This is a genomic window from Flagellimonas sp. CMM7 (assembly GCF_021390195.1).
Taxonomy (GTDB): Bacteria; Bacteroidota; Bacteroidia; order Flavobacteriales; family Flavobacteriaceae; genus Flagellimonas.
Window position 1 is genome coordinate 3,813,337 of record NZ_CP090003.1, and the last position, 21,167, is coordinate 3,834,503.

15 protein-coding genes and 1 pseudogene are annotated in these 21,167 nt (G+C 37.3%); 6 read left to right on the forward strand and 10 right to left on the reverse strand.

Annotated features, from left to right (window positions below; translation table 11 throughout):
- Positions 1-21: 21 nt before the first annotated feature.
- Genes LV704_RS17220 through leuC form a run of 3 tightly spaced genes read right to left on the reverse strand, consistent with a single transcriptional unit; the run spans position 22 to position 3,597 of the window.
- Complete coding sequence (locus LV704_RS17220) at positions 22-1,539, reverse strand: alpha-isopropylmalate synthase regulatory domain-containing protein (RefSeq protein ID WP_163422524.1); 1,518 nt, start codon at positions 1,537-1,539, stop codon at positions 22-24.
- A 35-nt stretch (positions 1,540-1,574) separates the two neighbouring features.
- Positions 1,575-2,171, reverse strand: coding sequence for a 3-isopropylmalate dehydratase small subunit (gene leuD / locus LV704_RS17225; protein WP_163422523.1), 597 nt, complete (start codon positions 2,169-2,171; stop codon positions 1,575-1,577).
- Positions 2,172-2,187: 16 nt separating this feature from the next.
- Positions 2,188-3,597: a 3-isopropylmalate dehydratase large subunit gene (gene leuC / locus LV704_RS17230; RefSeq protein ID WP_163422522.1), complete on the reverse strand. Its 1,410-nt coding sequence runs from the start codon at positions 3,595-3,597 to the stop codon at positions 2,188-2,190.
- Between the two features lie 417 nt (positions 3,598-4,014).
- On the opposite strand from leuC, the gene LV704_RS17235 reads away from it, so the two are divergent.
- Positions 4,015-5,127 (forward strand): DUF2911 domain-containing protein, encoded by a 1,113-nt coding sequence (locus tag LV704_RS17235; RefSeq protein WP_163422521.1) that lies wholly within the window; start codon positions 4,015-4,017, stop codon positions 5,125-5,127.
- A gap of 54 nt (positions 5,128-5,181) precedes the next feature.
- Here LV704_RS17235 and recG read toward each other — a convergent pair whose 3' ends face one another.
- On the reverse strand, positions 5,182-7,287 hold the full coding sequence (recG, locus tag LV704_RS17240) for an ATP-dependent DNA helicase RecG (RefSeq protein WP_163422520.1): 2,106 nt from the start codon (positions 7,285-7,287) through the stop codon (positions 5,182-5,184).
- Between the two features lie 115 nt (positions 7,288-7,402).
- On the opposite strand from recG, the gene LV704_RS17245 reads away from it, so the two are divergent.
- Complete coding sequence (locus LV704_RS17245) at positions 7,403-9,421, forward strand: M1 family metallopeptidase (protein WP_233782074.1); 2,019 nt, start codon at positions 7,403-7,405, stop codon at positions 9,419-9,421.
- Complete coding sequence (locus LV704_RS17250; protein WP_163422519.1) at positions 9,418-10,332, forward strand: patatin family protein; 915 nt, start codon at positions 9,418-9,420, stop codon at positions 10,330-10,332. The genes LV704_RS17245 and LV704_RS17250 overlap by 4 nt, the downstream gene beginning before the upstream one ends.
- A gap of 3 nt (positions 10,333-10,335) precedes the next feature.
- Here the strand turns inward: LV704_RS17250 and LV704_RS17255 are convergent, their stop codons facing one another.
- A complete protein-coding gene (locus LV704_RS17255) occupies positions 10,336-10,854 on the reverse strand; it encodes a hypothetical protein (RefSeq protein ID WP_163422518.1) in 519 nt (172 codons plus the stop codon).
- 186 nt (positions 10,855-11,040) lie between these two features.
- Here LV704_RS17255 and LV704_RS17260 point away from each other — a divergent pair, with 186 nt between their 5' ends.
- Entirely contained in the window at positions 11,041-12,702 is a 1,662-nt protein-coding gene (locus LV704_RS17260; RefSeq protein ID WP_163422517.1) for a hypothetical protein, read from the forward strand.
- Between the two features lie 10 nt (positions 12,703-12,712).
- On the opposite strand, the gene LV704_RS17265 is transcribed toward LV704_RS17260, so the two are convergent.
- Genes LV704_RS17265 through LV704_RS17280 form a run of 4 tightly spaced genes read right to left on the reverse strand, consistent with a single transcriptional unit; the run spans position 12,713 to position 16,926 of the window.
- A complete protein-coding gene (locus LV704_RS17265; RefSeq protein WP_163422516.1) occupies positions 12,713-13,486 on the reverse strand; it encodes a hypothetical protein in 774 nt (257 codons plus the stop codon).
- A 38-nt stretch (positions 13,487-13,524) separates the two neighbouring features.
- Complete coding sequence (locus tag LV704_RS17270; RefSeq protein ID WP_163422515.1) at positions 13,525-15,099, reverse strand: FMN-binding glutamate synthase family protein; 1,575 nt, start codon at positions 15,097-15,099, stop codon at positions 13,525-13,527.
- A 1-nt stretch (position 15,100) separates the two neighbouring features.
- The gene (locus LV704_RS17275; protein ID WP_163422514.1) at positions 15,101-16,375 is read right to left on the reverse strand and encodes an amidohydrolase; all 1,275 of its coding nucleotides are present in this window, start codon (positions 16,373-16,375) and stop codon (positions 15,101-15,103) included.
- Positions 16,376-16,386: 11 nt separating this feature from the next.
- On the reverse strand, positions 16,387-16,926 hold the full coding sequence (locus tag LV704_RS17280) for a DsrE family protein (RefSeq protein ID WP_163422513.1): 540 nt from the start codon (positions 16,924-16,926) through the stop codon (positions 16,387-16,389).
- A 134-nt stretch (positions 16,927-17,060) separates the two neighbouring features.
- Here LV704_RS17280 and LV704_RS17285 point away from each other — a divergent pair.
- Positions 17,061-19,390, forward strand: a pseudogene (locus LV704_RS17285) (ATP-dependent helicase).
- Between the two features lie 7 nt (positions 19,391-19,397).
- On the opposite strand, the gene LV704_RS17290 reads toward LV704_RS17285, so the two are convergent.
- Positions 19,398-20,189: a hypothetical protein gene (locus tag LV704_RS17290; protein WP_163422511.1), complete on the reverse strand. Its 792-nt coding sequence runs from the start codon at positions 20,187-20,189 to the stop codon at positions 19,398-19,400.
- Positions 20,190-20,505: 316 nt separating this feature from the next.
- Here LV704_RS17290 and LV704_RS17295 point away from each other — a divergent pair, with 316 nt between their 5' ends.
- A complete protein-coding gene (locus LV704_RS17295; RefSeq protein WP_163422510.1) occupies positions 20,506-21,126 on the forward strand; it encodes an L-threonylcarbamoyladenylate synthase in 621 nt (206 codons plus the stop codon).
- Positions 21,127-21,167: the final 41 nt, after the last annotated feature.

The following is a 21,167-nucleotide window of genomic DNA, read 5'->3' on the forward strand; positions in this document are numbered from 1 at the left end:
TACTTTTTATAGGTTGGTTTCTCAAATTAAATTGAGCATTTTTTCTGTAGCTTTTATGGCAGATACCGTTTGATCGGAATCTAAACCTCTGGTGGTAAAATCGTTTTCTTTGGTTCGCCAAGTAATTATAGTCTCACAAAGTGCATCAGATGTACTCCCGGGAGGTATGCGAACAGCATAATCCACCAATTTTGGTAACTCTAGTTTTTCTTTTTGATATACTTTATGAAGCGCATTTATAAAAGCATCGAACTGCCCATCACCCTGGGCATTTTCCTCATAAGACTTTCCATCAATTTCAATGGAAAGGGTAGTGGAGGGTTTTAAACCTTTTGAATGGGTCAACACATAAGATTTTACAAAAACTCGTTGTTGATGTAATTCACTGTTTAAAACATCAGAAATAATGTACGGTAAGTCATCTTTGGTAACCCTTTCCTTTTTGTCCCCCAGCTCTATAATGCGTTCCGTTACTTTTTTAAGCTCATCATCATTAAGTGTTAACCCTAACTCTTGAAGATTCTTTTGAATATTTGACTTACCTGATGTTTTTCCTAAAGCATATTTGCGTTTTCTGCCAAATCGTTCAGGTAATAAATCATTAAAGTAAAGGTTCTTTTTACTATCTCCATCAGCATGTATTCCAGCTGTTTGAGTAAAAACATTATCTCCGACTATAGGTTTGTTGTCAGGAATGCCAAAACCTGTAAACGCCGAAACCAATTTACTCACCTTATATAGTGATGATTCCTTTACTCCGATAGAAATTTCGGGCAAAAAATCATTGATTACCGCAACGGCACTTGCTAAAGGTGCGTTGCCCGCGCGTTCCCCCATACCGTTAACAGTTAGGTGTAATCCATGGCAACCTGCTTTTAAAGCTTCCATGATATTGGCAACACTTAGATCATAGTCATTATGGCCATGAAAATCAAAATGTGAATTTGGATATCTCTTAATAATTTGCCCTAAAAAATCTGCGGTTTCATGATAGGTAAGTATGCCCAAAGTATCAGGAAGAAGTATCCGTTTTATGGGCAGACCGGTAAGGAAATCTAAAAATTGAAGTACATATTCTGGTGAATTCCGCATTCCATTGCTCCAATCTTCCAAATACACATTGGTTTCAATACCCAAAGCTTGAGCTTTGGTCACTACCGCTTCAATTTCCTTAAAATGTTGCTCCGGTGTTTTCTTTAATTGATGGGTAAGGTGGTTCAAAGAACCTTTGGTCAATAAGTTTTGCACTTTTGCCCCGGTTTCCACCATCCAGTCCAGTGAAACACCTTTATCCACAAATGTCAACACTTCAACAGCAGATAGGTAACCCGCTGTTTTTGCCCAATCCGTAATACTTTTAACTGCTTTAAATTCCCCTTCTGAGACTCTGGCTGATGCAACCTCAATACGGTCCACTTTGAGTTCTTCCAATAGCAGTTTGGCCAGTGTAAGCTTTTCTGATGAAGAAAAGGACACACCCGATGTTTGTTCACCATCCCTAAGGGTGGTATCCATTATTTCAATGGTACGTGTTTTCATTTTGGTTATAGTGATCTGCCTATAAACAAGCTATGTTAGAGCGAAGTATCTTCCGCGAACTCTTGTATTTCTTTTTTGATGTTCAGGAGGTAATCAATGTCATCAAAACCATTTAACATGTTTTCCTTTTTATACTCATTGATAACAAAACTTTCGCTTTCACTGGTTTCCAGAATGGTGATGGTTTGTTCAGAAAGATTGATTTCCATCTCGGTATTGGGGTCTTTTTCGATTGCAGTGAATATTTTGTCCAAAAACTCTGGACTTACTTGTACTGGTAAAACACCTATATTTAAACAGTTGTTTCTAAATATATCAGCAAAAAAACTAGATACCACGCAGCGGAACCCATAGTCATAAACAGCCCATGCGGCATGCTCCCTAGAAGAACCGGAACCAAAGTTTTTACCTCCAACCAATATTTTCCCTTTATAAATAGGGTTATTTAATACAAATTGTTCTTTGGGCGTATTGTCTGGGTTGTATCTCCAGTCTCTGAACAAGTTGTCTCCAAAACCTTTTCGTTCTGTAGCTTTTAAGAATCGAGCTGGGATAATTTGATCAGTATCCACATTTTCTATTGGTAATGGGACTGCTGAACTTTTAAGTATGTTGAATTTATCGTAAGCCATTTTGTGTTCTTTTGATTTAAGCGATTACTTCCTCCATTAATTCTCGTGGGTCCGTTACTTTTCCAGTAACCGCTGCCGCTGCTGCAACTAGTGGACTGGCCAACAGTGTTCGGGAACCTGGACCTTGTCTTCCCTCAAAATTTCTGTTTGATGTGCTCACAGCATATTTGCCTGCAGGAATTTTATCGTCGTTCATTGCTAAACATGCGGAACATCCTGGTTCTCTTAGTTCAAAACCTGCCTCGTGCAAAACATCAAGTATCCCTTCAGTCTTAATATCTTCCTCTACGCGGTGCGAACCAGGAACCAGCCATGCGGTGACATTATCTGCTTTTTTTCTACCCTTAATTATAGAGGCAAATGCTCTAAAGTCTTCAATTCTACCGTTGGTACAACTTCCTAAGAACACGAAATCTATGGGTTTTCCAATCATGGAATCACCTTCATTAAAAGACATATATTCCAATGATTTTTTATAAGTGGCATTCCCACCTTCTACAGTGTCGGCATGTGGAATTCCATTTTGAATTCCGATACCCATTCCAGGGTTTGTGCCATACGTGATCATTGGTTCTATTTCAGAAGCATCAAACGAAATCTCTTTGTCAAAAACGGCATCTTCATCGGAATAAAGCGTCTGCCAATAATCCATGGCTTTATCCCATGCTGCACCTTTTGGCGTATATTCTCTTCCTTTTATATACTCAAAGGTTTTCTCATCCGGAGCTATCATTCCTCCTCGGGCTCCCATTTCTATGCTCAAATTGCATACCGTCATCCGCCCTTCCATAGACATATCTCTAAAGACTTGCCCTGAATATTCAACAAAATATCCGGTTGCACCAGAGGTAGTAAGCTTCGAAATAATAAAAAGAGCAACGTCTTTGGGCGTTACACCTATGTTTAAATCTCCATCTATATTAATACGCATACTTTTTGCCTTGGGCTGCATAATACATTGGGTGGAAAGAACCATTTCAACCTCGCTGGTTCCAATTCCAAAAGCTATGGCACCAAATGCTCCGTGCGTAGAAGTATGGGAATCTCCACAAACAATAGTTGCCCCAGGAACGGTAATTCCGTTTTCGGGGCCAATAACATGAACAATTCCGTTTTTCTCATGACCAAGACCCCAATAAGGAATATTGTGAGCTTTGGAATTTTCTTCCAAGGCCTTTAACTGATTTGCAGATAGCTTATCCTTAACGGGCAAGTGCTGATTAAGCGTTGGGGTGTTATGGTCTGCTGTGGCAAAAGTGCGTTCTGGATATAGTACTTTAATACCTCTATTCTTAAGTCCTAAAAAAGCTACAGGACTTGTTACTTCATGTACCAAATGTCTATCAATAAAAATCACATCAGGGCCGTTTTTAATGCGTTGCACTGTATGCGAATCCCATACCTTATCAAATAGTGTCTTACTCATAGTTGTGTTCAATAATTATAAGCTGGTAAATTTAAAATATGAAAAAAAAAAGCTTGGTATTTAGTTGTGAAAATTACGATGTTCAAGCTTGGTTTTAAAACGGATTTTCTACTTTACGTGTGATTTTTGTGGATTTCAAACAAAAGTTGTCTCAATTGTTATCCAGTTGACAATGATTCAATCCGAGGTAATTTTAAGAAATCATTGTTCAAAGGAAATTCCCGATAAAAGTTTACTTTACGATTAAGAAATACGATATAATTTAAGTATTGATTTTGAAGATATTATACTTAATCTATTGAAATTTAACATGTTTCAATCTAATTTAACATTGCTGTAACGCTATGGAAACAATACGCGCTCTACTTTAGAGGATCGACCTAAAAGTTTATTCATTAACAAATCAAAAACGAACAAATGAAAAAAAGTTACTCGGCCGTTTCGGCCATGATTCTTATTGCAGTTTTTTTTATTTCCAATAGTACTTTTGCACAGCTAGATTTCTTGCCACGTGGCAGCCAAATGGCAAAAATATCTCAGCGTATTGGAAATACGGATGTTACTATTGTTTATTCTAGACCTAGCGTAAATGATAGAGAAGTATGGGGAACGTTGGTACCTTATGGTATGAACAACCTAGGATTTGGTACTGCTGCTGAATCTCCATGGCGTGCGGGAGCCAATGAGAATACTATTTTTAAAACTTCAGATGACCTAACAATTGGTGGAAAAACACTACCCGCTGGAAAATACGGTCTACATATGATTGTAAATGAAGATAATTCAGCGACAGTTATATTTTCAAAAAATTATGATGCCTGGGGAAGTTACTTTTATGAGCCAAGTGAAGATGCGCTCCGCGTAGATGTTGAAACTAAGGAAATATCTCATGTTGAGCAGCTTACATATGCTTTTAATGAAGTTGATGCTACTTCAGCGGTGGCTTCTTTAAACTGGGAAAAGAAACAGATTCCCTTTAAAGTAGAAACAGAAGTTACCAATAACGTTCTTGCGGATATACGTCAAAAATTACAGACATCTCCAGGGTTCAATAGGCAGACATGGGAGCAGGCGGCAAATTATGCACAAAACAATGGTGGAGATTTGGATGAAGCGCTAGGATGGGTTGACGCTGCAATTGCAGGTCAGTTTTTTAGCCAGAAAACGTTCAATAACCTGAGTATAAAGTCACAGATTTTGACAAAACAAGGAAAAACTGCTGAAGCTGAAGCTTTGATGAAAGAAGCATTGCCCTTGGGAACAGTTTTTCAGGTGCATGGTTATGGAAGGCAACTTATTGGTCAAGGAAAAAATACAGAAGCTTTAGAAGTTTTTAAATGGAACGTGAAAAATCATAAAGGCACTTGGCCCGTACATTATGGTTTAGCTAGGGGATATTCAGCCCTAGGGGACCATAAGTCAACGTTAAAACATTTAAAAATAGCCATGGGGAACGCACCCGCCCAAGCTAACAAAGATAGAGTAGCGGCCAATATTGCTAAGGCCGAAAAAGGAGAAGCAATCAACTAACATTATCTTTTAAAAACCGCTTAAAGTCAAAATGCCCAGTGAAAACTGGGCATTTTAGCTTATGTAATTCCAAATGGTTTTTTGCTGCATCATTTTTGTATAGGCAAAAAGAATGGAACGATTTTCTTCTCTTTCCAGTCTAGGGTCGTCTTTGAATAACTGTAAGGCATGGTATCTTGCCGTTTTTAATATCTGATTATCTTTTACAATATCAGCAATTTTTAAGTTAAGCATACCACTTTGTTGTGTTCCCATTAAATCTCCAGGACCGCGTAGTTTTAGGTCAACCTCCGCAATCTCAAAACCGTCATTGGTACGCACCATGGTTTCCAAACGGGTTTTGGCATCTTCAGACAATTTATGGCTGGTCATAAGAATACAAAAACTTTGTTCAGCACCGCGCCCAACACGTCCGCGTAATTGATGTAGTTGAGAAAGCCCAAACCTTTCTCCACTCTCAATAATCATAACAGATGCGTTAGGTACGTTTACCCCAACTTCAATAACTGTAGTAGCTACCATAATTTGGGTCTCGCCTTTTACAAAGCGTTCCATCTCATAATCTTTGTCCTTTGGCTTCATTTTGCCATGTACAATGGATATTTGATATTCGGGTAAGGGAAAATCCCTGGAAATGCTCTCATAACCATCCATCAAATCTTTATAATCCAAAGCTTCAGATTCTTGAATTAGCGGGTATACCATATAGATTTGCCTTCCCTTTTTTATTTCATCTTTAATAAATTGGAACACCTTTAATCTGTTACTATCAAACCTGTGCACCGTCTTTATGGGTTTGCGCCCTGGAGGTAACTCATCAATAACAGAAATATCTAAATCCCCATACAGACTCATAGCCAAGGTTCTAGGGATTGGGGTAGCGGTCATGACCAAAATATGAGGAGGAATCTCATTTTTGTGCCATAATTTTGAACGCTGTGCCACACCAAACCTATGTTGCTCATCTATAATGGCCAAACCAAGATTTTTAAACTGAACCTTATCCTCTAGAACAGCATGAGTACCTACAAGTATGTTTAACTCACCATTTTCCAGTTGCTCATGAATACCGTTTCTGTCAGATTTTTTTGTGGAGCCAGTTAACAACGAGATATTGATTTCCATATCTCCTAACAGTTCTTTAAGGCCATTGTAATGTTGATTTGCCAAGATCTCTGTGGGAGCCATTAAACAAGTTTGAAATCCATTATCAATGGCCAACAACATGCACATTAAACCAACAATGGTCTTTCCCGAGCCTACATCCCCTTGAAGCAAACGATTCATTTGGGCATTGCTGCCCATATCATTTCTAATCTCTTTAATAACTCTCTTTTGCGCATTGGTAAGTTCAAACGGAAGGTGGTCATTAAAAAAAGTATTGAAGTTTTCTCCTACTTTATCAAATGACAGCCCCTTAATTTTTTGTTTTCGAAGGAGCTTTTTAGAGATTAACTGGAGCTGTACGTAAAATAGCTCTTCAAACTTAAGCCTGAACTGTGCTTTGGCAAGTAATTCTTGGTTTTTAGGAAAATGAATATTGAAAAGTGCTTCACTTTTTGGAATTAGTTTTAGCTCATCCAAGATAGCTGTGGATAAAGATTTAGGAAACTGTCCTTTACATTCCAAAAAGAGTTGTTGCATCATTTTGGCAATAACACGATTTGTAATCCCCTTATTGCTCAACTTTTCCGTTGAAGGATAAATGGGTTGCATAGAGATTTTTAACCCTTTCCGATGCTCAGATAGCAGCTCCATCTCTGGGTGAGGCATGGAAAAAGTACTTCCATAACGCTTGGTTTTACCAAAAACAACATAAGGTTCATTAATTTTTAGATTCTCCCTGATCCATTTATGACTGCGGAACCAGACCAATTCCATTTCTCCGGTTTCATCTACAAAACTGGCCACCAAACGCTTTCCTCTTTTTTGTTCCACTGTTTTAATGTGCACAATTTTGCCAATTACCTGCACATCTGCTCCGCTAGGCTGAAGTTGGTTTATCTTATAATAACTTGTTTTGTCAAGATATCTATTTGGAAATAGGTGGAGCAAATCCCGATAGGTCTGAATACCCAATTCCGACCCTAAGGTATCAGCCCTGTTTGGACCTACACCTTTTAAGTATGGAATGGGAGTTTCAAGAAAATTGGGATTCATCAAACTAAAATATGTAATTTGGAAAGACTTTTGCTAATTACAAATGATGAAGCTGTGCCCCGCCGTTCTTTTTTTCCTTTTTGGACAGATTCTTCTGTGCCAAATACAAGATAAAGTGGATTTCATTAAAGCAGATGTTTCGGTTGAAGCATTTCCGGAGGAGAAACGGATTAATGGCACCGTAACCTATGAATTTCAGGTTCTTAAAGATGTGGATTCCATATTTCTAGATGCTGTCAAGATTAATTTCCTTTCTGTTTTGTTAGATCTAGAGAAAGTAAAATTTACAAATGATGGAAAAACGATTTCTGTCAAAAGAAAATTCAAGAAAGGAGATTCATATAGCATAAAACTTGAATATACTACTAAACCCAAGCAAACGGTTTATTTTTTAGGTTGGGAAGATGAGAATCCTTCAAACAATCAAATCTGGACACAAGGTCAAGGAAAATATACGAGCCATTGGTTACCAAGTTTTGATGATATGAATGAGAAGGTGGAGTTTGATATGCGCATCACGACAAAAAATGGATTATCTGTTTTCTCCAATGGTAAATTAGTAGATAAAAGCTCCATAGATGGTAACAAAGAGGTATGGACTTTTAATATGAACAAACCCATGAGCAGCTATTTAGTTGCTTTTGCTATAGGGAATTTTAAAAAAAAGAGTGTTACTTCTTCTTCGCAGGTTCCAATAGAATTATATTATGAACCTAAGGATAGTTTAAAAGCGGAACCAACGTATAGGTATACCAAAGAAATTTTTGATTTTTTAGAGGTAGAGATAGGCATACCATACCCTTGGCAGAATTACAAACAGATACCAGTACAGGATTTTCTGTATGCAGGCATGGAAAATACAGGAGCTACCATTTTTTCCAACACTTTTATGGTGGATTCAATGGCTTTTGCTGATAAAAACTATGTCAACGTAAATGCACATGAACTAGCGCACCAATGGTTTGGAAATTTGGTTACGGAACAAAGTGGAGATCATCATTGGCTCCATGAAGGATTTGCCACATACTATGCTTACTTAGCGGAAAAACAGATTTTTGGGGAAGAGTATTTTTATTGGCGTTTATTAGAGACGGCTGAGGCTCTTAACAATTTCTCCGGAGATGGAAATGGAGAGGCGTTGACCAATTCTAGTGCGGGCAGTCTTACCTTTTATGAGAAAGGAGCCTGGGCGCTTGTTATGTTGAAGGAAAGAGTAGGGGAAGCCAATTTTAAACAAGGAATCCAAAACTATTTGTCTCAATATGCACATAAAAATGTAACTATTTCGGATTTTATTTGGGAAATGGAGAAAGCATCTGGGATGAAACTTTCAGATTTTGAAGAAAGCTGGTTACAAGAATCTGAGTTTCCTTTTGAAAAGGTGAAAGACTTTTTAATTGATAAAAGCACTTCAATCTGCACCTATTTTGATATTCAAAACAACATCAAGAAGAAAACAGATTCAACAAAAATTATTCTAACAGATAAATGGGATACGTTACAGTCGGATGATTTGAAAAACCGTTTGATTTTGGATTATGGTAATGAACTATCCATGGATTTTCTGAAAAAAGTACTCAATGAAGAAAGTCTTAAAGTGAGACAAGCGGTTGCACTTTCATTGGAGAAAACACCCTTGCTTCTTAAAGAAGAATTTGAAAGCCTTTTGTTGGATAAGAGCTATAGAACCATGGAGGCTGCACTTCACAGACTTTGGACTGATTTTCCGAATAACCAAAAATCATATTTGGATAAAGCCAACAATGTCATTGGATTCCCCAATAAAAATGTAAGGTTACTTTGGTTGATTCTTGCCTTGGTAAGTCCAGAGTATAATGCTGAATTAAAACCAAAGTACTATGATGAGTTAAGCAGTTATACAAGTTCAGAATATCATTTTGAAGTACGCCTTTTGGCGTTTCAATATTTAAAAAATATTGGTGGTTTTAACGATAAAACATTAAGGAATCTTGTTGAAGCCTGTAGTCATCATGTTTGGCATTTTAAAAAATCGTCCCGTAACATTTTAAAGGAATTTTTGAAAGGAGAAGGAAACATAGCCCGACTTAAATCCATATACCCATCTTTAGGGCAAGAACAACAACAATATTTAGACAAAGCATTGAGTAAATGAGAGCATTGGTGATTTCTGGTGGAGGCAGTAAAGGTGCGTTTGCAGGCGGGGTTGCACAATTTTTAATTCAAGAAGCCAACCATAAATACGATTTGTTTGTAGGGACATCAACTGGAAGTTTGTTGATTTCTCATTTAGCACTGAACAAGTTGGATAAGATTAAGGAAATTTACTCTTCAGTGAACCAAAAGAGCATTTTCAACAACTGTCCTTTTTTAATTAAAAAAAAGCACGGTGTAGAAGTAATTTCCATTAACCATTGGAACGTAGTAAAGAACTTCATGCGTGGTAAAAAGACATTTGGTGAGAGTGAGAATCTTAGGCAATTAATACGAGACTCGGTAACACCAGAGGAATTTGATATCTTAAAGAAAGGCTTAACAGATGTGGTAGTTACAGTATCCAACCTATCCTTGAATCAGGTAGAGTACAAGTCTATTAATGATTGTACTTATGATGAATTTTGTGATTGGATTTGGATTTCGTCCAATTATACTCCATTTATGAGTCTTGCAAAACGAAATGGTTGCGAATATGCAGACGGCGGACTTGGTAGTTTGGTTCCTATTGAAGAAGCATTAAAAAGAGGTGCAACAGAGATTGATGTAGTGGTATTGCACACAGAGGTTAATTATCTAAACAGGATGCCCGTTAGAAACCCGTTTGAGCTAATGACCACGACTTTTAGCTTTATGTTGGATAGAATTGAAAATCAAAATATTAGGATAGGTAAACTGGTTGCCAATCAAAAGGATGCCATTATCAATTTTTATTACACGCCAACCGTTTTGACTACAAACTCACTTATTTTTAATAAAGAACGGATGACCTTGTGGTGGAAAAGAGGTTATTTATATGCCAAAAATAAAAACGAAGAAACTAGTCCTATAGACCCTGAACATCAAGAGTAGGGACTACCAAAGTTCACCTACTTCTTTCTTAACAAAACTCAGGGCAGTGGTAGAAGGAGACTGTTTTTCCATGGTTTGGTTCAAGATATCCTCTCTAAGTTTGTCTGGAGAGTCCGTCGCGCTCATACCCGCGGACCTTATAATCTGAATCGTGGCATTTTTTGCGGCTTTTATGATGTTCCAACATTCCTCTGACATATAAATTTGTTGGGAAAGATTATGTTCAAATTCTGTTTCTACTTGTTTTATGAGCAAATTTTCATAATCGTTCTTATCCTTTCCTTTTGGAGCAACACGCACTACCAAACTGTTAATCGAAATTCTTTCTAGAAAAAGGACCATTCTTTCATAAGCCTGCAACCGAACGGGCAGTGTATCTTTTTGGGAATCTTTATGCAGTAGAAAGCGTCTTCGACCCTCCTCATTTCTTGTATGCAATCTAAAAAAGTAAAAGGCAATGGCTCCGGTTACTACGGCAGGTAATAAATAGGCAAAAAGTTGAAAGATGTTATCTCCAGTCATGGAATAGTTGGTTTTTTTGATTTTATAGAGATAAAACGCAGTAAAGTTTTAAATAGTATTTGTTCATTAAGTACAATTGAAAACCTTTTACCTGATTTATAATAATTATGTAGTTTTTTCTTTCATAAAGTGTGAATAAAGTTTTATTTAGCAGCTGCTTTTTAATGATTTAAAATTGATTGGAATATGAAATTGAAGCTATCAACTTTTTCTTTACTCACAATAATTTTTTTTGGATGTTCTTCCGATAGTGAACCAACTCAAGAGTCAAAAAATGATGATGAAGTTGTTGCGGTAGATGAGACAGCACCTTTAATAAGCATTAGCGGCTTGGAAGATGAGGTTGAGATAAATTCCACTATTGAAGTGTCTATTGAAGATGAATCTTCAGTGGAGACGAGAATACTAATTAATAATACGGAAATGATTTCAACCACTGAAAAGCAGTTCTCTTACGAAATAAACCCGTATAAAATACCGATTGGGGAAGCCTTAGTTAAAGTAATTTCTGAAGATGCGTCAAAAAATACTGTAGAGCAAGAATTTAAAATAGAGATTAGGCACTTGCTAATGGAATTCAATCTTGGTGCGGATGAGAATGATAGGTATAGCTCAATATGGACCTTTTTTAATGATTCACAAGGGAATCTGATTCAAGTCCTTAAAGGTGAACTGGGTTCTGCTAAAATTTATACAGAGGATTTGATAACAGAGGATTTTATATTTTATACAATTTCAAAATTCAACCTTTTAGGAGATGGTCAAAATAAAGGCTTACGGATTACTACCTATAAAATGAAATTGGGAGAGAAAAGAAACGAAATAAACTTTTCTGAGGTATACGATTTGACCAATGAAGTTAAAATAGATATCAATTTGGAAGAGGATGATAATGGTTATAATAAGTATTCGGCCAAAGGATCCGGGTATGACACTTTTAGTAGCGGAACAGGAAGTTTTTTAACGAGTGTCGGTGTATCATATGATAATCCTGATGATATTTATTTAAGAACAAGTGTCCTGGGTGGGAGGCCAGAATTATTTGATGGTAAAAAGGAGAATTATGTCTATTACAAATTTGAACCTAATCCAAGTACTCCGCTGATTACGTTAAACCAAGCTGATTTAAACCCAGCAGAGGAATCGGTTCAGTTAACCATACCAGATCATATGCCAGGTAGTTTTGTCTTTGACAGGGCAGGATTTGAAGATCAAGAAGATGTTGTAAAAGATATAGATCATGAGATATTTAATGTTCAGGAACCTAACGATCAATATAGAGATTATATAGATTTACCAATTGTACAAGGATTAAACCTTTATAACAATACTGTTGTTTATTTTAATGAAGGAAAAAGTTTTTATGCCAGTTTGTTTGGAAATAATTTGGATGTAAACATGCCAGATTGGAATATTGATTTTGGAATCGAAAAAGGGAACATTTTTTTAGATGAAAAAAATGATTTGGATTATTATGTGGTCAGATTTTCTGAAAACAATACATCTGACATTAATAATTTAAGGTTCTTTACATGGGATTATAGAGCTTTTGAGGCTACTGGAGGAAATCAAGAAGTTCCTATTTTAGATTTACCAACTGAAATTTTGGATGAAATAAATGATGATTTTTATAATAATTATAGTAATTACTTGACCATCTCAACCGTAACAGGTGTTGATTTTGAATTATTCAATTCTTTTACTGAAGTAGTAGACTGGTTGGGGTTAAGCAAAACCCCACTAACTTTAGACCAATTGAGTTATAAGGAGGTAAGCTTTTACTCCAATACCATATCGGGAAAAAAGGTGAAAAATAAAGGTTATATGACTCAACAATCCCCTCAGTAAAGAGAAAATACTAATTAGACGATTTCATATCTTGTTTAACCTTATCATAGAAACCTTTATAATCAGGTTGTAGTCTAATGGTGATTCCTTCTTTAAAATTTCCATCTTTAACTGAAATGCCAATGCTTTCATTAGAAACTTCCAAAGAACCTACAAGCTCTTTGGAAATGGTGTTTACCTGATCAAAGGTTACTCCAAATTCACCAGTAATATTCAAGCCCTCTACTTTTGTTTTTAAGGTTGGGTTGGCTATAATCACTTTTGCCACATTTTCTAACCATGCTTTGCCTACATCCGTTAAATCAGAAGAGGTGTCAGAACCAAATAAGGTGTTTAAACTGTTAGACATAACAATGTCACCATCTACAAAATCAGCTTTGGCTTCGCTGCCCATGGTCTGTTTTACTCTTCCTAATAAAACAATAGCCGTGGAATCATTGGATGCGATCATTTCATTAATTCCACTGAGTTGTTTTTCCTTCCGATCCAAAGCGGCCAAGGTAGCATTGACATTTTCACTGCTCTTTTTTGATAATTCCGAAAAACTGCTCAGATTTTTCAGGAGCGTTGCATTTGCACCACGGAGGCTTATATTTTCATTTTCCAAGGTTTCTGCCTTTGCTTCGCTTGAAGAGATTTTTCGCTTTGATTGTGCAAGCTCACCCTCAACATTTCTTATTTCGGTTTTTAAGCTCTCTATTTCGGCAAAAAGCTCGCTCTTTTTCTGGGAAAGTCCCGCAGCTGTAAACAATAGTGCCAGTAAAATTGGTAAATGTCTTTTCATAGATTTGTATTTATTGTTTTTTGATTTTGAAGGCTAAATTATGATGTTTTTTTCAAAACGCTCTTTCCGCCTAGATAAGAGCAGTCATAAAGTTCTTGCATAGAACTAAATGGAACCTCTGTTTTTTTGTAATCATAAACAGTTTCTAGATCACTGCTTAGATAATCATCATCAACATTAACCTGTATGTCGTTCATTGTAAACTGACATGGATGCTCATACCCTGCAGCATGTGTAATTTCTATGAATTCCTTTCTAAAGGTTTTAAAATATTGGGCTAATCTGTCCGATTTTAAAGGAATATTGATGCCATTTTGCAACCATTTGCTTTGGGTTGCTACTCCTGCGGGGCATCTGTTGGTATGGCAAACCTGTGCTTGAATGCAACCAATACTCATCATCGCCTCACGGGCTACATTAATACAATCAACACCCATGGAAAATGCCATGGCCGCTTTGGCGGGGAAGCCCAGTTTTCCACTCCCAATAAAAACAATACGATCTGTAAGGTCTCTATCCTTGAAGGTTTTATAAACTGATGCAAATCCATAGACCCAAGGCAAAGAAACATGATCTGCAAAACTTGGAGGAGCCGCACCAGTGCCACCTTCACCACCATCGATGGTAATAAAATCTGGTCCTTTTCCGGATTTCTTCATTAAATCAGCCAATTCTTCCCATTGTTCCATTTTTCCAATAGCCGCCTTAATACCTACTGGAAGCCCGGTTTCGTTCGCTATAGCTTCAATAAGATTTAGCAGTTCAGGAATAGAATTAAATGCTTTGTGAGTAGCAGGGGAGAGGACATCTTTTCCTACTTCAACACCTCGTATCTTAGCAATTTCAGGAGTTATTTTAGCTCCCGGCAAAACACCTCCTTTGCCTGGTTTTGCCCCTTGCGACAATTTTATTTCTATAGCTTTGATGCATGGATTTTCATCCACCAAAATTTTCATTTTTTCCATAGAAAAATTACCCTCCCTAGACCTAACACCAAAATATCCCGTTCCAAAATGGAATATAACGTCACCACCTTGTTTATGATAGGGTGACAAGCCACCTTCGCCTGTATTGTGATAAGCATGGCATTTTTCAACACCCAGATTCATGGCATTTACCGCAGCCGCGGATAGCGAGCCAAAACTCATGGCGGAAATATTGATAACCGATGCTGGTCTGTACGGTTTTGAACGTTTGTTATACGCACCGATTACTTTTGCGCACGGCAGAAAATAAGGGTTTTCGATATTGGTGTGGTCATGGGCCATTTGATACCCGATCATGGCATTCTTTATAAAAATGTGCTGATGAGAATAGATATCTCTATCTGTACCAAACCCTTCATAATTGTTTTCCTTTTTAGCAGAAGCATAAATCCAACCTCTTTCTATTCTGTTGAAGGGTAGTTCTTCCCGGTTGTTGGCAACAAAGTATTGGCGCATTTCTGGGCCAATACTTTCCAACCAATATCTTAGATGCCCTACTATAGGGAAATTATGGCTTATGGTATGCGCTTTTTGAAAAAAGATGTCGCGTATGGCTACAAAAAGTAGAATAATGAGAATCCATATCCACCATGCAATACTTGCCAAAAAATCCAATAAGGTTTCCATCTTACATATTCAAGTAATCCAATGCCAGTTGGGTCATAGTTTTTACACCTAATAACAAACCACTGTCATCAATTTTAAAGTCTGGGGTATGATGTGGAAATGACTCAGTGCTTCCGGGTGTCATACCTCCTAAGAAATAATAAAATCCAGGGACTTTCTCTTGAAAATAGCTAAAATCCTCCGCACCAGTAATAGCTTTGTGAATGGTAACATTTTCTTCCCCTGCTACCTTTTTAAGGGTAGGGGCCATCTGAGCGGTCAAATCCAAATCATTGTATGTAATGGCCGTAGAGGTATGAATATTTATAGTGGCTTCACCTCCATAAACCTTGGCGATGGCTGGCACCATTTCTTCCATACGTTTGTTAATGAATTTCTGCATTTCATAATCCAGAGTTCTAATAGTCCCAATCATTTCAGCGCTCTCAGGAATAATATTGGAACGAACTCCACTGGTTATTTTACCAACGGATATAACTGCAGCTTCATTGATCAGTTCGGTTTCCCTGCTTATAATAGTCTGTAAACCATCAATAATTTTTGCGCTTATTAGGATTGGGTCAACCCCTCCCCATGGTTGGGAACCGTGAGTCTGCTTTCCTTTGACATTGATTACGAAACGCTGGGCGGAAGCCATGCTACCTCCTGGCTTGTATTTTACAGTTCCTACTGGAGTTTGTGAGTTGATATGAAGGCCAAAAATGGCATCTACATTTGGATTGGTAAGTACACCTTCTTTTACCATTAACAAAGCTCCACCTTCTTCACCCGGTGGCGGTCCTTCTTCAGCGGGCTGAAAGATAAATTTTACCGTTCCTTTAATTTTGTCTTTGTTTTTGGAAAGTACTTCAGCAACTCCCATTAAAATTGCAGTATGGGTATCGTGTCCACATGCATGCATAACGCCTACACTTTTGCCTAAAAATTCAGAAGTTACTTCCGATTTGTATGGGAGGTCATTACGTTCGGTTACGGGTAGCGCATCAATATCTGCTCTTAATGCTACCACTTTACCAGGTTGGTCGCCTTTAAGCAAGCCAACAACACCAGTTACCGCTACTCCAGTCTGAACTTCAATACCAAGAGACTTTAGATGTTTTGCAATTTTCTCGGCAGTTTTAAACTCCCTATTGCTTAATTCGGGATTTTGATGGATGTCCCGTCTCCATTCAATCACTTTGTTTTCAACTGCTGAATAATCCTTTTCCAAGTTGGGGCCTTGTGCCCAAATGGAGAAACTGTTTAATAGCAAGGTAAGTGTGAGAATTTTGTTCATATGTGTTGGATTTAAAATTTTATAAGTTGATAGCCTTCATTTTGAAGCTGGATAAGTGCTGTCATTGCGGAAAGGGAAATTTTAGTTCCAGAAATGAGCTCATTTTTAGGATATTTCCGTGAATTTGAAGATTGGCCACAAAGTATTATTTCCACGCCTGAGCCCGTCAACGTTTTTACCATATCATAATTTGGGTTGGGAACTCCAAACCTGGATTTGTACGCTTCATTATCAATAACATCTTTTGAAGCTTTGTTATGAACCACTAAAGCTACTTTGAGCTGTGCTTTGGGAACACCACCTTGCACGTGCATGTTTAGGAATCGCGCAGCGGTTTCAATACTTCTGTTAATTTCGGTGTGGGACTCCGGGCTGTTCATAATATCAAAAACGACCTTGAATTCTGCATTGGTGTCTGTTCTAAAATCTGGATTTTCTATATGCCAAACTTCACCATAATTCTCTATTACTGGGCCTGCTTGCTTCTTTTGAGCATTTCCAACTAAACAAATCAAACCAAAAAGTAAAAGGGAAAAATAATTGTATCGCATTATTAATTATTGAGTGTCTAAATATATTCAAAATCAAATTAAAAGTGGTTTCGTGTTTATAAGTATTGAAAGGATGATTTTAGCATGAAACCATTATTGGCTAATTTCACGTTTACTTTAAAATACCTGAGCGTTTGAATAGTTTTTTGGATGAATTGAATGATGCGCAGCGAGCCCCTGTACTGCACAAAGATGGCCCCCTAATGGTTATTGCTGGCGCAGGCTCTGGAAAGACCCGTGTTTTGACCTACCGAATCGCACATTTGATGGATCAAGGTGTGGATTCCTTTAATATCCTGGCATTGACCTTTACCAACAAGGCCGCTCGTGAGATGAAAAAAAGGATTGCCACAATTGTTGGTAATTCTGAAGCTAAGAATTTGTGGATGGGAACATTTCACTCGGTTTTTGCAAAATTGTTACGCTTTGATGGTGATAAACTGGGCTACCCAAGCAATTTTACAATTTATGACACCCAAGATTCCCAAAGATTGATTGCTTCAATCATTAAAGAAATGGGGCTTGACAAGGATATTTACAAATACAAACAAATACAGAATAGAATATCTTCTTATAAGAACAGTCTGATTACTGTAAAGGCCTATTTTCAAAATCCAGAGTTAGTAGAGGCTGATGCCATGGCCAAACGACCCAGACTTGGAGAAATCTACCAAAACTATGTGGATCGCTGTTTTAAGGCAGGCGCAATGGATTTTGATGACCTTTTATTACGGACCAATGAGTTGTTGACCCGTTTTCCAGAAGTTTTAATGAAGTACCAGGACAGGTTTAGGTATATATTGGTAGACGAGTATCAGGATACCAATCACTCCCAATACCTTATCGTAAAAGCATTGTCAGATCGCTACCAAAATATTTGTGTGGTTGGAGACGATGCCCAGAGTATCTATTCTTTTAGAGGAGCCAACATCAGTAACATCTTGAACTTTCAACGAGATTATGATGACGTAGGAATGTACCGTTTGGAACAGAATTATCGATCTACAAAGAATATCGTAAATGCTGCCAATTCTATTATTGCCCAGAATAAAAATCAATTAGAAAAGGTTGTTTGGACCTCTAACGATGAAGGGAACAAGATAAAAATACATAGAAGTATTACTGATGCGGAGGAGGGGAGATATGTAGCCAGCTCAATCTTCGAGAATAAAATGCAACAGCAGATGCAAAATGGGGAGTTTGCCGTTTTGTACCGAACCAACTCTCAATCAAGAGCTATTGAAGATGCTTTACGCAAGCGGGACATACCATACAGAATCTATGGAGGCCTTTCCTTCTATCAACGAAAGGAAATCAAGGATGTACTGGCCTATTTACGAATGGTCATTAATCCCAAGGATGAAGAGGCCTTAAAACGGGTAATTAACTTTCCTGCAAGAGGTATTGGTCAAACCACCATTGATAAATTGGTTGTAGCTGCCAATCATTATGGCCGTTCCATTTTTGAGGTGATGGAGCACATGGAAAAGCTCGATTTAAAAATTAATACGGGAACCAAGCGTAAGTTGGGTGATTTTGTAACTATGATCAAGAGTTTTCAAATTATGAACGAAGGCTCAGATGCTTTTGCTCTTGCTGAACATGTTACCAAAAAGACCGGATTATTACTGGAATTCAAAAAAGATGGCACTCCTGAAGGCATAGCCAGAATGGAGAATATTGAAGAGCTTTTGAATGGAATAAAAGATTTTGTGGAAGGTCAAAAAGAATTGGCCGATGCTACTGGGGCTATCTCGGAATTTTTGGAAGACGTTGCCTTGGCAACAGATTTAGATAAGGATACAGGAGATGATGACCGGGTGGCATTAATGACAATTCACTTGGCCAAAGGATTGGAATTCCCGTATGTCTATGTTGTTGGGATGGAAGAAGACCTATTCCCTTCAGCAATGAGTATGAACACCAGAAGCGAATTGGAAGAAGAACGAAGATTGTTTTATGTGGCATTGACAAGGGCCGAAAAGCAGGCATTTCTTACCTATACACAAAACCGATATAGATGGGGAAAGCTTATTGATGCGGAACCTAGTAGATTTTTAGAGGAGATTGAAGAGCAATATGTTGAGAATCTTACCCCCGTTAATGATGGATACCGATATAAATCCATGATAAATGCGGATATTTTTGGTGATGTGGATAAAAGCAAATTACGCCAAATAAAACCAAAGAACGGTGCTCCCCTGCTGTAAATAAACCCAACGAGAATCAACTGCGAAAACTTAGGAAACTAAAACCTGAACTTGCGGCTCCAACAAACAATACTGGCTCAATTGACCCTAAACTGGTTGAAGGTTCTTTAGTGAACCATACCCGTTTTGGCAAAGGAAAGGTTTTAAAGGTTGAAGGAATTGGCAATGATAAAAAGGCTGAGATTCAATTTGAAAGAGGAGATATTAAAAAACTATTGCTTCGCTTTGCAAAACTAGAGGTACTTAACAGTTAAATAGAGGTTAATAATAACGAATTTGAGCTAAACCAACTTGATTGGTAATATTAATAGGCTTTAATGATTCTTTAAAATAAGTATTGGTATATTGTGTTCCATCAAACTCTAAGGCTGAGAAAATAATTTTTGAGCCCGTAACCTGAGGAATTAAAATAAGAGACCCATCTTTTTCTATACTTGACCTAACATGAGCATGATGACCTAAAAATGAGTATTCAGAAATCAAAGAGTATTTCCGATTTGGAAATACTTTAGCTTTGATGGCTGTATTATCTGAAATAGAGTAAGCATCAATCCTATTGCGATACGTAATTTCTGTTGACTCTTCCCAACCCTCAAATATATAGATAGGGTTTCCTTGCGCAGTTTTTAAAGTATAAATGTCATTATAGTTGGTAGGCTTTCCATGAAGGGCAATAGGTGTTACTTTTTCATCAATCTTATGTAATGCAAGATTTTTAATATCGTTGGTTGATTGGTTATTGGGTAAATGCCATGAAAAAACTACTACGTTTTCATCTTCGGAAATAGCAAATAAAAAACTTGGTTTTTTACGGAAATAGTGCTCTTTTACTTCATCTAGAAGAGCGGGAGTGCTAATACTCTCTATAGTTTTTACAATTCTAGCATTTAACTCCATTGTTGATTCATGATGGGCAGCGTTTTTTGAATCAATACTGGCCAATTCATTGAGAAGCTGGTTTAGGCCGTATACAATATCCCTGCCGTTGTCATAGTCCTGATCAAAAGTATCCTCACTCTTTTTGTCAATACAATTGAGAAAGGTAACTATCATCGATAAAAAGAAGATTTTGGATAAAGATTTAAGAATCATGATGTATCAATAAAAAGTGATGTTTTCAAAATTCAGCATGATAAAGGTGACTGTTATTTTGTGTGGAATTGGGCTAAAATGAATTGATGCCTTATTCTATTTGATGAATCAAAGGTTTGAGAAAACGAATGGTAATATTGAGGGGTATTGGAATTTTTAGACCACCAAATAAGATGATTAAAGGGTTTTGCCCATAATCTTTGTTACTTTGTATATAATTTGATTGTTAGATTATTGCATTTCAAATTTCGAAGAGTCTTATTTTAACTAAAGAAGAATGGCAGAGCTGATAAAGCTTTATGAAGAAAACCCAAACCCTAAACTGGTGGAGAAAATTGGGAACGTGCTACGAAAAGGCGGGTTGATTATTTATCCCACTGATACTGTTTATGGTTTGGGGTGCGATATCACTAACTCTAGAGCTTTGGCAAAAATTGCTCGTATAAAAGGGATAAAGTTGGAAAAAGCGAACTGGTCATTTATCTGCCCCGATTTAAGTAAGCTTTCAGATTTTGTGCGGCAAATAGATTCGGTAACGTTCAAAATTTTAAAAAGAGCGCTTCCCGGCCCCTATACTTTTATTCTGCCGGGCAATAATAACCTTCCAAAGGATTTTAAGAAAAAGAAGACTGTAGGAATAAGAGTGCCCGATAATGAAATTGTGAAGGCCTTGGTCACAGAATTGGGCAATCCTATCGTTTCTACTTCTATCTATGATGAAGACGATATTTTAGAATATACAACCGACCCAGAACTTATATTTGAAAAATGGGAGAACTTGGTAGATATAGTTATTGATGGGGGATATGGAGGAAATATAGCCTCCACAGTTATTGACCTATCCACTGGAGAACCAGAAGTTATAAGGGAAGGTAAAGGTAGTCTGGATATTTTTTAAGAAAGTTTCTAAAAACAAAAAGCGGCCCTAAGGCCGCCTTT

Coding starts and splice junctions, on each gene's coding strand:
- LV704_RS17220 (WP_163422524.1), bottom strand. CDS start 1,539: ATGAAAACACGTACCATTGAAATAATGGATACCACCCTTAGGGATGGT.
- leuD (WP_163422523.1), bottom strand. CDS start 2,171: ATGGCTTACGATAAATTCAACATACTTAAAAGTTCAGCAGTCCCATTA.
- leuC (WP_163422522.1), bottom strand. CDS start 3,597: ATGAGTAAGACACTATTTGATAAGGTATGGGATTCGCATACAGTGCAA.
- LV704_RS17235 (WP_163422521.1), top strand. CDS start 4,015: ATGAAAAAAAGTTACTCGGCCGTTTCGGCCATGATTCTTATTGCAGTT.
- recG (WP_163422520.1), bottom strand. CDS start 7,287: ATGAATCCCAATTTTCTTGAAACTCCCATTCCATACTTAAAAGGTGTA.
- LV704_RS17250 (WP_163422519.1), top strand. CDS start 9,418: ATGAGAGCATTGGTGATTTCTGGTGGAGGCAGTAAAGGTGCGTTTGCA.
- LV704_RS17255 (WP_163422518.1), bottom strand. CDS start 10,854: ATGACTGGAGATAACATCTTTCAACTTTTTGCCTATTTATTACCTGCC.
- LV704_RS17260 (WP_163422517.1), top strand. CDS start 11,041: ATGAAATTGAAGCTATCAACTTTTTCTTTACTCACAATAATTTTTTTT.
- LV704_RS17265 (WP_163422516.1), bottom strand. CDS start 13,486: ATGAAAAGACATTTACCAATTTTACTGGCACTATTGTTTACAGCTGCG.
- LV704_RS17270 (WP_163422515.1), bottom strand. CDS start 15,099: ATGGAAACCTTATTGGATTTTTTGGCAAGTATTGCATGGTGGATATGG.
- LV704_RS17275 (WP_163422514.1), bottom strand. CDS start 16,375: ATGAACAAAATTCTCACACTTACCTTGCTATTAAACAGTTTCTCCATT.
- LV704_RS17280 (WP_163422513.1), bottom strand. CDS start 16,926: ATGCGATACAATTATTTTTCCCTTTTACTTTTTGGTTTGATTTGTTTA.
- LV704_RS17290 (WP_163422511.1), bottom strand. CDS start 20,189: ATGATAGTTACCTTTCTCAATTGTATTGACAAAAAGAGTGAGGATACT.
- LV704_RS17295 (WP_163422510.1), top strand. CDS start 20,506: ATGGCAGAGCTGATAAAGCTTTATGAAGAAAACCCAAACCCTAAACTG.